Source organism: Gulosibacter sediminis (assembly GCF_030011715.1).
In the GTDB taxonomy this organism is placed as follows: Bacteria; Actinomycetota; Actinomycetes; order Actinomycetales; family Microbacteriaceae; genus Gulosibacter; species Gulosibacter sediminis.
Genome location: NZ_JASCYH010000048.1, coordinates 1 through 14,450 on the forward strand (window position 1 = coordinate 1; position 14,450 = coordinate 14,450).

The 14,450-nt window shown below is 66.5% G+C and carries 12 protein-coding genes and 1 tRNA gene; 8 read left to right on the forward strand and 5 right to left on the reverse strand.

All coding sequences use genetic code 11. The features are described 5' to 3' along the window. Positions 1-110: 110 nt before the first annotated feature. The 3 genes from QM019_RS11520 to QM019_RS11530 are packed head-to-tail and all read right to left on the reverse strand — an operon-like array spanning position 111 to position 3,154. Entirely contained in the window at positions 111-1,151 is a 1,041-nt protein-coding gene (locus tag QM019_RS11520) for an iron chelate uptake ABC transporter family permease subunit (protein ID WP_282853103.1), read from the reverse strand. Further along, positions 1,144-2,142, reverse strand: coding sequence for an ABC transporter permease (locus QM019_RS11525; protein WP_125105871.1), 999 nt, complete (start codon positions 2,140-2,142; stop codon positions 1,144-1,146). Before QM019_RS11525 ends, QM019_RS11520 begins: the two co-directional genes overlap by 8 nt. 16 nt (positions 2,143-2,158) lie before the next feature. Beyond that, on the reverse strand, positions 2,159-3,154 hold the full coding sequence (locus QM019_RS11530) for a siderophore ABC transporter substrate-binding protein (protein ID WP_282853104.1): 996 nt from the start codon (positions 3,152-3,154) through the stop codon (positions 2,159-2,161). A 159-nt stretch (positions 3,155-3,313) separates the two neighbouring features. On the opposite strand from QM019_RS11530, the gene QM019_RS11535 reads away from it, so the two are divergent. After that, positions 3,314-4,093 (forward strand): iron ABC transporter ATP-binding protein, encoded by a 780-nt coding sequence (locus QM019_RS11535; RefSeq protein WP_125105873.1) that lies wholly within the window; start codon positions 3,314-3,316, stop codon positions 4,091-4,093. A gap of 2 nt (positions 4,094-4,095) precedes the next feature. On the opposite strand, the gene QM019_RS11540 is transcribed toward QM019_RS11535, so the two are convergent. Next, positions 4,096-4,178 (reverse strand) — tRNA-Leu (locus tag QM019_RS11540). A 36-nt stretch (positions 4,179-4,214) separates the two neighbouring features. Here QM019_RS11540 and QM019_RS11545 point away from each other — a divergent pair. Next, entirely contained in the window at positions 4,215-4,820 is a 606-nt protein-coding gene (locus QM019_RS11545) for an ANTAR domain-containing response regulator (RefSeq protein WP_249385743.1), read from the forward strand. 3 nt (positions 4,821-4,823) lie between these two features. Here the strand turns inward: QM019_RS11545 and QM019_RS11550 are convergent, their stop codons facing one another. Beyond that, entirely contained in the window at positions 4,824-5,294 is a 471-nt protein-coding gene (locus tag QM019_RS11550; RefSeq protein WP_282853105.1) for a PaaI family thioesterase, read from the reverse strand. Positions 5,295-5,354: 60 nt separating this feature from the next. On the opposite strand from QM019_RS11550, the gene polA reads away from it, so the two are divergent. From polA to adhP, 6 genes are all read left to right on the forward strand, one after another. Next, a complete protein-coding gene (gene polA, locus QM019_RS11555; protein ID WP_282853111.1) occupies positions 5,355-7,982 on the forward strand; it encodes a DNA polymerase I in 2,628 nt (875 codons plus the stop codon). A gap of 1 nt (position 7,983) precedes the next feature. After that, positions 7,984-8,736 carry an EI24 domain-containing protein gene (locus QM019_RS11560; RefSeq protein ID WP_282853106.1) on the forward strand — a complete coding sequence of 251 codons (753 nt, stop codon included), beginning with the start codon at positions 7,984-7,986 and terminating at the stop codon, positions 8,734-8,736. A gap of 9 nt (positions 8,737-8,745) precedes the next feature. Further along, positions 8,746-10,419 carry a DUF885 domain-containing protein gene (locus QM019_RS11565; RefSeq protein WP_282853108.1) on the forward strand — a complete coding sequence of 558 codons (1,674 nt, stop codon included), beginning with the start codon at positions 8,746-8,748 and terminating at the stop codon, positions 10,417-10,419. Between the two features lie 75 nt (positions 10,420-10,494). Then, entirely contained in the window at positions 10,495-11,688 is a 1,194-nt protein-coding gene (locus tag QM019_RS11570; RefSeq protein ID WP_282853109.1) for a GAF domain-containing protein, read from the forward strand. 102 nt (positions 11,689-11,790) lie between these two features. Continuing rightward, positions 11,791-13,314 carry an acetaldehyde dehydrogenase ExaC gene (gene exaC / locus QM019_RS11575; protein ID WP_193127809.1) on the forward strand — a complete coding sequence of 508 codons (1,524 nt, stop codon included), beginning with the start codon at positions 11,791-11,793 and terminating at the stop codon, positions 13,312-13,314. Between the two features lie 55 nt (positions 13,315-13,369). Then, the gene (gene adhP / locus QM019_RS11580) at positions 13,370-14,398 is read left to right on the forward strand and encodes an alcohol dehydrogenase AdhP (protein WP_282853110.1); all 1,029 of its coding nucleotides are present in this window, start codon (positions 13,370-13,372) and stop codon (positions 14,396-14,398) included. The last annotated feature ends 52 nt before the right edge of the window (positions 14,399-14,450 follow it).

The following is a 14,450-nucleotide window of genomic DNA, read 5'->3' on the forward strand; positions in this document are numbered from 1 at the left end:
CGAGGGGCGCCACTCCGGCAAGGGCTAGCGGCTCGCGCGTACGAACAGGGCTGCCACGATCGAACTGATCGTGGCAGCCCTGTTCGTACGCGGGGGAGCAGTTCGAGCAGTTAGAGCACGCGGCGGCGCAGGATGGTCCAGAGGAACACCGTGCCACCCACGAACTCGATGAGAATCGACACGACGCCCTGTGCATAGAACACGTGGTTCATGATGAAGTAGGCGCTCGTGAGCACGAGGAAGGCGAAGGTGATCGCAAGCGGGAACACGAAGCGGTGATCCGAGGTGTTCGCGAACTGGTACGCGAGCGTAGCGACGAGGAAGCCGAGGAAGGTCATCGGGCCAACCAGTGCCGTCGACACTGCCATGAGCAGCGTCACGAGGGTCAGCGTCGTCATGAGTTCACGGGTGTGGTGGAGGCCCAGGCCGGTGGCGATGTCCTTGCCGAGCGCCATGACGTTGAGCCGGCGTGAGCGCAGGTAGAGCAGCGCCGCGACGACGATGACGATGGGAATCGCGACCGGCAGGTACTCCTCGCGCGCGTTGTTCACCGAGCCAAAGAGGCGAGCGGTGAGCAGGTCGAACTCGCTCGGGCTCAGCATGCGCTGCATGAAGCTCGAGACGCTGCCGAGGCCAGTTCCGATCACGATGCCCACGAGCAGCATGATCTGGAGGTTTGCGAAGCGGCCCGAGAGCAGCCAGCCGTAAAGGAGCGCCGCGAGGGCCACCATGACGGCGATTTGCGCGAGGAACTGGCCGATGCCCGAGAACGCAGTGAGCCCGGTCGAGCCGAGGAAGAACATCACGCCCGTCTGGATCGCGACGTAGAGCGACTCGAAGCCCATGATGCCGGGCGTAATGATGCGGTTCGTCGTGATCGTCTGGAACGCGACGGTCGCGGTCGCGTGGCACACCGCGATGATGAGCATGACCAGCACGCTGCTCGCGCGGTGACGGGCGATCACCCAGAAGGGGTCGGAGCCGAACGCGACGGGGATGTTGTAGGTCAGGAGGCCGATCGCGAACAGCACGGCAAGCGTGACGCAGACGCCGAGGGTAAGCCAGTAGCGTCGGCGCGCTCGGTCGTTCTGGAAGGCAACCGAGCCGCTGCGCTGGCGGGGCAGCGGGGGGGATGCGGTGGTGCTAGCCATAACGTCGCTTTCGCAGCAGTAGGAGCACGAACGCAATCGAGCCGAGCACACCGAGGATGAGCGAGACCGGCACCTCGAACGGCATGATGATCGTGCGGCTCACGATGTCGCAGACCGTGACGGTCGCGATACCGAGCAGGAACACCCACGGCAAGTTGCTGCGCAGATTGTCGCCGCGGAACATCGAGACGATGTTCGGCACGATCAGCCCGAGGAACGGCAAGTTGCCGACGACGACCGTGACGACGCCCGTCGCGACCGCGACGAGCGAGGTGCCGATGAGCATCATCCGGTTGTAGTTCAGTCCGACGTTCGTCGCGATCTCCTCGCCGAGCCCGGCCACCGTCAGACGGTCCGCAAGCACAAATACCGCCACGAGCACGATCGCGACGATCCAGAGCACCTCGTACTGGCCGCGCAGAATCGGCGCGAAGCTGCCGGCGAACCAGATGCCGAGCTGCTGCAGCATGTTCGTCTGTAGCGCGAAGAAGGTCGAGACCGAGCTCACCACCGCGCCGAGCATGATGCCGACGATCGGAACGATGAGCGAAGAGCGCAGCGAAACCCGACGCAGAAACGCGAAGAAGATCGTCGTGCCGATGAAGGCGGCGATGATCGCGCCGACCATGCGACCAAGCAGGCTCGCGGTCGGGAAGAAGATCATCACGGCAAGGAGTCCGAGGCCGGCCCATTCGGTGGTGCCGGTGGTGGTGGGCTCAACGAAGCGGTTTTGCGTGAGTAGCTGCATCACGAGCCCGCAGATCGCCATCGCCGCGCCCGCGAGCACGAGCGCGAGGGTGCGTGGCACGCGGGTGATCCAAAACATGTCCGGCGACCCCTCGCCGTGGCCATCCAGGGTGTACACACCGATGAACAGTGAGGCGCCAAGGAGGGCGACCACAGCGAGTGTCGCCAGATACAGCTTCCAGTCAAGACGGTCGCGGCGAACTGGAGCGGCCGCGACCGTCGAGGTTGAGCTGGGGTTGGTCATGAAGGGTGAGTTGGCCCTACGACGCGGCGTCGAACGCGTCGGCGAGCTGGTTCAGGTACTCGGTGTACGTCTGGATGCCCTCGTTGGTGTAGGTGTCAGCAGGCATCACAACGATCTGGTCTTTCTGCACCGCGGGCACCTGCTGCAGGGCCTCGGATTCGGCGATGAGGTCGGCACCGGGCTGGTAGCCTTCTTCGTCCGCCGCGACGGCCGCGTCACGGTCCATCACGAGAATCCAGTCGGGGTTCGACTCGGCGATTGCCTCGACCGAGACCTCGTCGCCCTCGTCGTCGTCGCTCGCGCCCTCGACGACGAGCGCCGGGGTGAAGTCGAACCAGTCGAACAGCACGCCGAGGGTGCGGCCGACGTGCGGCGCGAGGTAGCCGATCTGGCCGCCCGAGGTGTTGACCGCCATGAAGGTCGCGTCGGCCGGAGCCGCCTCGGCGACGCGGTCGTAGGCGGCGTCGAACTCGTTGTTCAGCGCGGTGGCCTCGTCCTGCATGCCGAACAGCTCGCCGAGCACGGTGGTCTGGCGCTTGAGCTCTTCGGCGAAGTCCTCGCCTTCGCGGGGCTCAAGGTTGATGATCGTTGCGTCGGGCACGAGCTCAGCGATCTCGTCCTCGTAGTCGGTGAAGCGCTGGCCCATGATCACGAGCTCGGGCTCGACGGCGGCAATTGCCTCGAGATTCGGTTCGCGGTGGTTGCCGATGTTCACGATCGACTCGTCGGTCTTGTAGTCGATGGTCTCGGGCATGAGGTCGAGGGGGGCCGCGGCGAGTTCGACGCCCCAGGACTGCAGCGTCTCGAACGTGCGGTTGTCGAGGGCGACGATCGACTGCGCGGGCATCTTGACCGTCTGCGTGCCGTTGTTGTCTTCAACGGTGATAGTGCCTTCCGCGCCCGCGGCCGAGGTCGCGTCGGTGTCGGCGGCGCCTGTGCTGCAAGCGGCGAGGGTGAGGGATGCGGCGATCGCGCTAACGACGCCGAGCAAGCGCAGTCGAGGGGTTCGCATAGGTACGAGCTTCTTTCGTATCGATGGCGCGAGGCAGGGGGAGGCCCCGCGGGAGCTGGTCCAGAGGTTAGGCTAACCTAAAGGCTTGTTGTGCTCAACTTGTGAGTTGGGGGACAGCTCGCCATGTTTACTCGTTGCAACACCCCCGGAGGCCCCTGCGTGATCACCCTGGATTCCGTCGCGAAGCGATATGGCGACCACGTGGTCGTCGACGACGTTTCTCTCACGATTCCCGCGGGTGGCATCACCTCGATCATCGGACCGAACGGTGCTGGCAAGTCGACGCTGCTCGGGCTCATGAGTCGAATCGAGCCGCTCGAGAGCGGCATCGTCACGGTCGATGGGCTCGACGTCAGCGCGACAAAATCCTCCGTGCTCGCGAAGAGACTCGCCATCCTGCGCCAGGAGAATCACCTCGTGGTGCGGCTCACGGTGCGTGAGTTGGTCGCGTTCGGTCGCTTCCCGCACTCGCAAGGTCGCCTCACCGCCGAGGACGAGCGGCACATCGACGCCGCGCTCGAATTTCTCGGGCTCGCGGATTTGCAGGGCCGCTTCATTGACGAGCTCTCGGGTGGCCAGCGGCAACGCGCCTATGTCGCGATGGTGATCTGCCAGGACACCGACTACGTGTTGCTCGACGAACCGCTGAACAACCTCGACATGCGGCACAGTGTAAACATGATGCAGCACCTGAGCCGCATCGCCAGCGAGCTCGGCAAGACGATCGTCATCGTGATTCACGACATCAACTTCGCCTCGGTGTATTCCGACAACATCGTTGGTATGCGCGACGGTCAGGTGATCGCGCAGGGCTCGCCCGATCTCATCATGAACTCGGGCATTCTGAGCCAGATTTATGACATGCATATTCCGATCCACGAGATCGGGCGGCACAAGCTGGCGACCTATTACTGGGCGTCCGAAACGGTCACTTCCTAGTGTGCCGGCTGGGGGACTCGAACCCCCACGCCCTCTCGGACAGCGCATTTTGAGTGCGCCGCGTCTACCGTTCCGCCAAGCCGGCCTGCTTGCCTCGACCACAGTAGCGTAATCTGGCAATGTGACTGAGAACACAACCGCTTCCGCACCCCGCCGAGTAGTCGTCGCTGAAGACGAATCGCTCATCCGCCTCGACATCGTTGAAACGCTTCGCGACAACGGTTTTGACGTTGTCGGTGAGGCCGGCGACGGTGAGACCGCGGTAGCGCTGGCCAAGGAACTCCGCCCCGACCTCGTCGTGATGGACGTGAAGATGCCGAAGCTTGACGGCATCTCTGCTGCGGAGCAGCTCTCGGAGGACAACGTCGCACCCGTCGTGCTGCTGACGGCCTTCAGCCAGAAGGAGCTCGTGGAACGCGCCACCGAGGCCGGTGCGCTCGCCTACGTCGTCAAGCCGTTCAACCAGAACGACCTCCTGCCGGCCATCGAGATCGCCCTTGCGCGTCACCAGCAGATCGTCGCCCTCGAGCGTGAGGTGGCCGACCTCGCGGAGCGTTTCGAGACCCGCAAGCTCGTTGACCGCGCGAAGGGCCTCCTCACCGACAAGATGGGCCTGAGCGAGCCCGAGGCGTTCCGTTGGATTCAGAAGGCGTCGATGAACCGTCGCCTCACTATGCAGGAAGTCGCGCAGGCGGTCGTCGAGCAGCTCGCGCCGAAGAAGAAGTAGCCGCTAACGACGGGTGCGCAGCATGTTGGTGATGCGCACCGTCGAGCACCGGCGCCCGTTCGCGTCGGTGATCACGACCTCGTGCACGGTCATGCTGCCGCCGAGGTGAATCGCGCGGCACTCGCCGGTCACCCAACCCGATGTGGCCGAGCCCGTGTGTGTCGCGTTGATGTCGATGCCCACCGCGTAGCGGCCCTCGCCGGCATGCAGCGAGGCGGCAACCGAGCCGAGGCTTTCGCCGAGCACGCAGTTGGCGCCGCCGTGGAGCAGTCCGAATGGCTGCGTGTTCGGCGCCACCGGCATGACCGCAATCGAGTGCTCGGGCAAAAGCTGCACCATGAGCATCCCCATGGCCGCGCCGAGCGCGCCGACGCCCAGTCCGCCCGTCACGGCCAACTGGTCGGGAATCTCGAGGCCGTTGATGACGGGCTCGGGCACCGGGGCCAGGTGCACAGATGGCTGAGACTCGGGCATCGCAATCTCTCGTCGACGTAGGCTGGTTGCGTGACTGCAACTCAGCCAAAGCCTACGCTCATGGTCATCGACGGCCACTCGCTCGCATTCCGCGCGTTCTTCGCGCTGCCGGTCGAGAGTTTCGTCAATTCCGAGGGCCAGCACACGAATGCCGTCCACGGCTTCATCTCGATGCTGCTCTCGCTGCTGCGTGACCACAATCCGAGCCACATCGCCGTCGCATTTGACGCAGGCTCGAAGTCGTTCCGCAACCGCGAATACGAGGATTACAAAGGCGGCCGCGACGAGACGCCGCCAGAGTTCCGTGGCCAGATCGGCCTGCTCAAGGAGGCCCTTACGGCGATGGGCATTGACTGGCTAGAGAAGGACGACTTCGAGGCCGACGACCTCCTCGCCACGCTGTCGCACCAGGGCGAGGAACAGCAATTCGACGTGCTCGTCGTGTCGGGCGACCGCGACGCGATCCAGCTCGTCAACGAGCAGACAACGCTGCTCTACCCGTCGGTGCAGGGCGTCTCGAAGCTCACGCGCTACACGCCCGAGAAGGTGTTCGAGAAGTACGGTGTGCTGCCGCACCAGTACTCAGACCTCGCGGCGATGGTCGGAGAGAAGGCCGACAACCTGCCTGGTGTGCCCAAGGTCGGGCCAAAGACGGCGGCGAAGTGGATTAATCAGTTCGGCTCGCTCGAAGGAATCCTCGAGCACGAGGACGAGCTCACCGGCAAGGTCGGCGAGTCGTTCCGCGAGCACCGCGAGAACGCGATCCGCAACCGCAAGCTCAACCAGCTGCTGCGCGACGTCGAGCTCGACTTGAAGCCGGACGATCTTGACATTCACCCAATTGACGTGGATGCGGTGCGCGAGGTCTTCACCCGCCTTCAGTTCCGCACGCTGCAGGACCGCGTGCTCAAGCTCGCGTCCGAACGCGACGGCGCGGTTGCGACGAGTGACGATGACGGTGCGCTCGACGACGTCGAGGTGCGCGAGCAGCTCGCGGGCGACGAACTCACGACCTGGCTGAGGGATGCGCAGGACCAGCCGCTCGGGCTGGTCCTGCGCATCGGTGAGTCGGGTCAGATCGATGCGGCGCTGGCGACCGAGCAGTCTGCCGTGTCGGTGAACGACGTGGCGGCGAATGAGCCACTCGTTGCGTGGCTCGAGAGCGACGCAGCAAGGTGGATGTTCGACGCGAAGCCGACGCTGAAGCATGCCCGCGCCGTCGGCGTCACGCTCGGCGGACCGATTCTCGACGGACAGCTCGCCGCGTTCCTCGTGAACCCGCTTAGCCCGCCGAAGCGACTGTCGGAGCTCGTGCAGCAGTACCTCGGCGAGTCGATGCCCGAGACCGACCCGAACCAGCTTCTCGAGGTTGAGGATGAGCAGGGCACCGGCTTCGCGGCGGAGGCCTGGTACGCGCTCCGCGGGGGTCTCGCCGCTCAGGCACGGCTGCCCGAGCCCACCGCCCCGGTGTTCACCGACATCGAGTCGCCACTCGAACTCGTGCTCGCGAATATGGAGTACACGGGTATCCACATCGACGTGCCACTGCTCGAGCAGCTCTCGTCGGAACAGGGCGAGAATGTCGCGCAGTACGCGCAGGAGGCCTTCGCGGCGATCGGCGGCGAGGAGATCAACCTTGGCTCGCCGAAGCAACTGCAGACCGTGCTGTTCGAGAAGCTCGACATGCCGAAGACCCGTCGCACCAAGACCGGCTACTCGACTGACGCACAGTCGCTCGAGGAACTCGAGGCGAAGGCACCGCATCCGTTCCTCGGCGCGCTTCGGCACCACCGCGACGCCACGAAGCTCAAGCAGATCATCGACGCGCTCATCCGCGCGGTCGGCGACGACACGCGCATCCACACCACCTACCTGCAGACGGGCTCGTCCACCGGGCGGCTCGCGTCGACCGACCCGAACCTGCAGAACATTCCGATTCGCTCGGCCGAGGGCCAGCGCATCCGGGGCGCCTTCACTTGCGACGAGCGCTTTGAGGGCCTCCTCACGGCCGACTACTCGCAGATCGAGATGCGCATCATGGCGCACCTCTCGGGCGACGACGCGCTCATCGCCGCGTTCAACTCGGGCGAGGACACGCACCGTTTCGTCGGCTCGCAGGTGTTCGGTGTGGACCCGAGCGAGGTGACCCCGACGATGCGCAGCAAGGTGAAGGCGATGTCGTACGGCCTCGTCTACGGCCTGAGCGCGTTCGGGCTCTCGAAACAGCTCGGCATCGAGGTGGCCGAGGCCCGCGAACTGATGAACGGCTACTTCGAGCGCTTCGGCAAGGTGCGCGATTACCTGCGCGAATCGGTCGAGCAGGCGCGCAGCACCGGGTACACCGAAACGATCTTCGGGCGCCGCCGGCCGTTCCCCGACCTGAATTCGACGAACCGGCTCGCGCGGCAAAACGCCGAGCGGGCGGCGCTCAACGCGCCAATTCAGGGGTCTGCGGCCGACATCATCAAGCTCGCGATGCTCCGCGTGGATGCTCGGATGCGGGCTGAACAACTCGAGTCGCGCCTGCTGCTGCAGGTGCACGATGAGCTCGTGTTCGAGGTGGCTCACGGCGAAGAGACCGCCCTCGAGGCCATCGCGCGCGAGGAGATGGCGAGCGCCGCGACGCTGAGCGTGCCGCTCGACGTTTCGGTCGGTCGCGGCGCCAACTGGGAGACCGCGGGCCACTAGCGTGGGGGAGTTCGCGAGTGGTATCGGCCTCTTCTTCCGGGGCGTCGGGTTTTGGGCCCGGCGCCCGAAGCTCATGGCCATCGGCGCGGTGCCCGCCCTCATTACGACGGTGCTCTACGGCATCGCGCTCGTGTGGCTGTTCAGCAGCGTCGACGACTTCGCGGTGCGGCTCACACCCTTCGCCGAGTCGTGGGCCGAGCCATGGCAGACGATCATCCGGGTCGCCGTTGCGGGTGCGTTCCTGGTGGGTGGCTTCGCGGCCATGGTGTTCACCTTTGCCGCGGTCACGCTGACGATCGCGGCGCCGTTCATCGACAACATCCAGGAGCGCGTCGACCGCGAGCTCGGCGGCGTCGACCCCATCGACGAAGGGTTCTGGCCCTCGGTACGCCGGGGCATCGGCGACGGGGTGCGGCTGTTCGGCATGGGCCTGTTCGCCGCAGTGATCGTGTTCGTCTGCGGCCTGCTGCCGCTCGTGGGCTCACTCATCGGCTGGCTGCTCGGTGCGTACTTTGCCGGGCGCGCGTTCGCCGTCGATCTTACGGGCACGCCAGGGGATGCCCGCGGTATCCCGCTGACCGTGCGGCAGCAGCTGCTCTCCTCGAACCGCGCCAAGTCGCTCGGCTTCGGCGTCGCGGTGTACCTTTCGTTTCTCATTCCACTCGGCGCCGTCGTCGGCACACCCGCGGCAGCGGTCGGCGGCACCCTGCTGCTGCGCGAGCTCCGCGGCGAGCCCACGGAGGCGCGTCGGTAGGGTAGCGGCATGATGCACCGCGAGCCCACCGAAATTGACGCCCTTGCCGAACGCTTCGTCGACGCGACGACCGCCCTCCAACCCGAGTCGCGGGTGTACCGGGGGAGCGAGGGCGACAAGACCGAGTACCAGGACTACTCGCCGAATGGCGTGGCCGCCCTCGGCGAGCTCTACGCGGCGACCCGGCGCGAGCTTGTCGCCCTCGACGCGGTCGACGACGTTGACGTCGTCACGAAGCTCGACCTCGACCGCGTGCTCGAGCTCGGCGGCCAGCGCATTGACGCGGGCTGGTACCAGCGCGACCTCAACAACCTTGCGAGCCCCCTGCAGGAGATCCGCGACATCTTCGACCTGATGCCGACCGAGGGCGACGCCGACTGGCACGATATCGCTGGCCGCATGGCGAACGTCGGCGGTGCGGTTGAAGGGTACATCGCGTCCCTCCGCGAGGGGCTGCAGCGGGGCAACACCCCGGCGGTGCGCCAGGTCGAGATCGGGGCGCACCAGCTCGACGAGTTTGCCCCCGGAGAGGGTTTCTTCCACGACCTTGCCGGTCGCGGTGCGGCGGCTTCGGGCGTCAACGCGAGCGCCCTTGCGTCGGGCGCCGAGGCGGCGACGGAGGCGTTCGCGCGCCTGCGCGGCTTCCTTAGCGACGAGCTCGCCCCCGAGGCCCGCACCGACGACGCGGTCGGACGCGACCTCTACGAGCTCGCGTCGCGCGAATTCCTCGGCGCCCGCGTCGATCTCGACGAGTACTACGAGTGGGGCATCGAGGAACTCGAGCGAATGCGCGTCGAGCAGGAGGCGATCGCCCGCGAGATCCTCCCGGGCGCCACCGTCGCGGAGGCCATCGCGCACCTCGACCAGGCCGGCGAACACCGCCTCAACGGCACCGACGAACTGCAGCGGTGGATGCAGCGCACCGCCGACGAGGCCGTCGCCGCACTGAACGGCACCCACTTCGACATTCCCGAGCCCGTGCAGCGCATCGAGTGCATTATCGCACCGACGCAGACCGGCGGCATCTACTACACCGGCCCGAGTGACGACTTCTCGCGGGCGGGCCGCATGTGGTGGTCGGTGCCCGAGGGCGTCACCGAGTTCGACACCTGGCGCGAGCTGACGACCGTGTACCACGAGGGCGTGCCGGGTCACCACCTGCAGATCGGTCAGGCCGTGTACCTGCGCGACTCGCTCAACTCGTGGCGCCGCGAGGCCTGGACGAGCGGGCACGGCGAGGGCTGGGCGCTCTACGCCGAGCAGCTCATGGACCACCTCGGCTACCTCAAGACCCCGGCCGACCGGCTCGGCATGCTCGACGGGCAGCGGATGCGCGCGGCCCGCGTCGTGCTCGACATCGGCGTGCACCTCGGCAAGCAGATGCCAGGTGGCGGCGCGTGGGCCTTCGAGTCCGCGCTGCAGTTCATGAGCGCGAACGTGAACATGAACGCCCCGTTCGTGAAGTTCGAGGTCGAGCGCTACTTCGGCTGGCCGGGTCAGGCGCCGGCGTACAAGATCGGCCAGCGGGTATGGGAAGACCTCCGCGACGAGATCGCGCAGATTGAGGGCGAGAGCTTCGATCTCAAGGAGTTCCACCACCGCGCACTCGCCATCGGCGGCTGCGGCCTCGACACGCTCCGCACCGCGGTGCGGCGCCAGTATGCCGAGGGCAAGTCGCGCTAACGAGTCAGGGGCGGAGCCCCAGCGCCGCACCAGACGGCTGGCGTATGCTCGCGGCACCGTGACAAGGAGGTCAGGGTGAGTTTGCAACTGTCCTACATGGGCGAAGTCATCGCGGCGTCGCGCGATCGCTCGGTGCGCGCGCTGGGTTCGCCCGACAACGCGGTGCCGCGTGCCGTCATCGCGCTCGACGACGTGCGCGATTGGTGCGGCGAGACGCCGCTCTCGCGATATTTGCCGATGGTCACCGAGCTGCTCGGCGAGCCGCTGCGCGACAGCGGACTCGTGGTCGCGCTCGGCGATGCGGCGGGCCGTCTGCTCTGGGTCGACGGCGACCCGCGAATGCGCGGCGCTGTCGCCGACATGGGTTTCGTTCCCGGCGCCGACTGGTCGGAGGACACCGTGGGCACGAGCGCACCCGGCACGGCACTCATCGCGAACCGCGCCGTGCTGGTGGCTGGCGACGAGCACTTCGCGCCGACCGTGCATCCGTACAGTTGCACGGCCGTGCCGGTGCACAATCTCGCGACCGGCGAGGTGCTCGGCGTGCTCGACATCACGGGCGGCGCCGCCGCGGTGAGTTCGGCGAGCCTCGCCATGCTCCGGGCGACCGCCCGGGCGATCGAGACCGAAGAACAACTTCGGCATTTCCGCACGGGCTTGCGTGTGGCACCCGCGCAGGCGGCACCGTCGCGCCCGTGTCTGCGGCTCCTCGGCCGCGATGCCGCCCGACTCGAGGCCCCAGGTAGCGCGTCGATCGAGCTGAGCCGCCGTCACTCCGAACTGCTCGCACTGCTCGCTGCGCACCCCGAGGGGCTTCGCAGCGGCGAGCTCGCCGAGCTGATGCACGAGCAGGGTATGCCCGCCGTGACGCTCCGCGCCGAGCTCGTGCGTCTGCGGCAGGTGCTCGCCACCGCGCTCCCGGGCGTGCAACTCGAGTCACGGCCCTATCGGATCTCGGTGCCGCTCGCCACCGACGCGGGGCAGGTGCTCGAGGCTGTCGACCGGGGCGCGCACCGCCAGGCACTGCGCGACTACCGCGGCGCAGTGCTCCCGACCTCGGATGCGCCGGGGATCGTGGCGCTGCGGGAGCGCACCCGCGCGACCCTGCGCGAATCCCTGCTCGAATTCGCGAGCGTGGAGGCCCTGCTCGCCTGGCTCGAGGTGCCGGGGAACGACGACGATGCCGAGGTGCAACTCGAACTGCTGCGCCTGTTGCCGCCGCGCTCGCCGAAGCGCGCCGGCCTCGTCGCGCAACTCGGCGCGCGCTAGGAGGCGTGCAACCCAACTGCAACCTTCCCCTCGCTACGGTCATGACACGTGCATTTCAGCTGCACGAATCGGAGATCCACGACAACGAAGTCAAGGAGCATCATGACCGTTTATGCGAACCCCGGCACCCAGGGCGCCGTGATGGAGTACCGCAGCCGTTACGAGCACTACATCGGGGGTGAGTGGGTGGCCCCCGTCAAGGGGGAGTACTTCGAGAACATCTCGCCGGTGAACGGCCAGGTCTTCTGCGAGGTCGGCCGCGGCACCGCGGAAGACATCGAAGCCGCCCTCGACGCCGCGCACGCCGCGAAGGAGGGCTGGGGCAAGACCTCCGTCGCCGAGCGCTCGCTCGTACTCAACCGCATCGCCGACCGCATCGAGGAAAACCTCGAGAAGATCGCCGTCGCCGAGACCTGGGACAACGGCAAGCCCGTGCGCGAAACTCTCGCCGCCGACATTCCGCTCGCCGTCGACCACTTCCGCTACTTTGCCGGCGTGATTCGGGCCCAGGAGGGCACGCTTTCGCAGCTCGACGACAATACGACGGCCTACCACTTCCACGAGCCCCTCGGCGTCGTCGGCCAGATCATCCCCTGGAACTTCCCGCTGCTCATGGCAACGTGGAAGCTCGCCCCTGCGCTCGCGGCGGGTAACTGCGTCGTGCTCAAGCCGGCCGAGCAGACGCCGGCCTCGATCCTCTACCTGTTCGAGCTCATCGGCGACCTGCTGCCCGCCGGTGTCGTGAACATCGTCAACGGCTTCGGCGTCGAGGCTGGTAAGCCGCTCGCTTCGAACCCGCGCATCTCGAAGATTGCTTTCACTGGCGAGACGACGACCGGCCGCCTGATCATGCAGTACGCCTCGCAGAACATCATCCCCGTCACCCTCGAGCTCGGCGGCAAGTCGCCGAACCTCTTCTTCGAAGACGTCATGCAGCAGGACGACGCGTACTTCGACAAGGCACAGGAGGGCTTCACGCTCTTCGCGCTCAACCAGGGCGAGGTCTGCACGTGCCCATCGCGTGCGCTCGTGCAGGCGTCGATCTACGACAACTTCCTCGACGCCGTTACCGAGCGCACGAGCAAGATCGTGCAGGGCAACCCGCTCGACACGAACACACAGATCGGTGCGCAAGCGTCGAACGACCAGCTCGAGAAGATCCTGAGCTACATCGACATCGGCAAACAGGAGGGTGCCAAGGTGCGCATCGGTGGCGAGCGCGCCGACCTCGGCGGCGACCTCGCGGGCGGTTACTACGTCAACCCGACGATCTTCGAGGGGGACAACTCGATGCGCATCTTCCAGGAGGAGATCTTCGGGCCCGTCGTCGCGGTGACGAAGTTCGACGACTTCGACGACGGCATCCGCATCGCCAACGACACGCTCTACGGTCTCGGCGCGGGCGTCTGGTCGCGCTACCAGAACACCGCCTACCGCGCCGGCCGCGCGATTCAGGCTGGTCGCGTCTGGGTGAACCAGTACCACGCGTACCCCGCCCACTCGGCGTTCGGTGGCTACAAGTCCTCGGGCATCGGCCGCGAGAACCACCTGATGATGCTCGAGCACTACCAGAACACTAAGAACCTGCTCGTGAGCTACGACGAAAACAAGCTTGGCTTCTTCTAAGCCGACCGACCCCGCAACAAGATCATTCGCTGAACGTTCAAAGGAGAACCTGTAGATGAGCACCCAGATCAAGGCCGCGGTCGTCACGGCATTCCAGCAGCCCCTGTCCGTCGAAACCAATTACGAACTGCCCGAGCCCGGGCCCAACCAGGCCCTCGTGAAGCTCGTCACGTCGGGTGTTTGCCACACCGACCTGCACGCCGCCGAGGGTGACTGGCCGGTGAAGCCGAGCCCGCCGTTCGTGCCGGGTCACGAGGGCGTCGGCGAGGTCGTCGCAGTCGGCCCCGGTGTCACCGACGTCAAGGTCGGCGACATGGTCGGCAACGCCTGGCTGTGGAGCGCGTGTGGCTCGTGCGAGTACTGCGAGACGGGTTGGGAGACCCTGTGCGAGCAGCAGCGCAACGGTGGCTATTCGGTCGACGGCTCGTTCGGCGATCACATGATCGTCGACACGCGCTACGCGGCACGTATTCCCGAGGGCGCCGACCCCGTCGAGGTCGCGCCCGTGCTCTGCGCCGGTGTCACGGTGCTCAAGGCGCTCAAGCGCACCGAGGCCCGCCCCGGCCAGTGGGTCGCCATTACCGGTATCGGTGGCCTTGGCCACATCGCGATTCAGTATGCGAAGGCGCTCGGCCTGCGGGTCGCAGCGGTTGACATCGCGGATGAGAAGCTCGAGCTCGCGCGCAAGCACGGCGCCGAGATCACCGTTAACGCCAAGAACGAGGATCCGATCGAGGCGATCCAGAAGGCGACGGGCGGTGTACACGGCGTGGTCGTGACCGCCGTGCATCCCGCCGCCTTCGGCCAGGCAATCGGCTTCGCCCGCCGCGGCGGCACGATCGTGTTCGTTGGCCTGCCGGCCGGCGACTTCCCGGCACCGATCTTCGACGTCGTGCTCAAGGGCCTGACGATTCGAGGCTCGATCGTGGGCACCCGCCGCGACCTCAAGGAGGCGCTCGAGTTCTACGCGCGCGGCCTCATTCACCCGACGGTTGCGACCCGGCCGCTCGAGGAGATCAACGAGGTCTTCGACGAAATGCGCCAAGGCAAGATCGATGGCCGCGTGGTCATCGACTACCGCTAGATTGGATTGAGATCGGGCGGGAGGCGACCGTAGGTCGCCTCCCGCCCCGTGA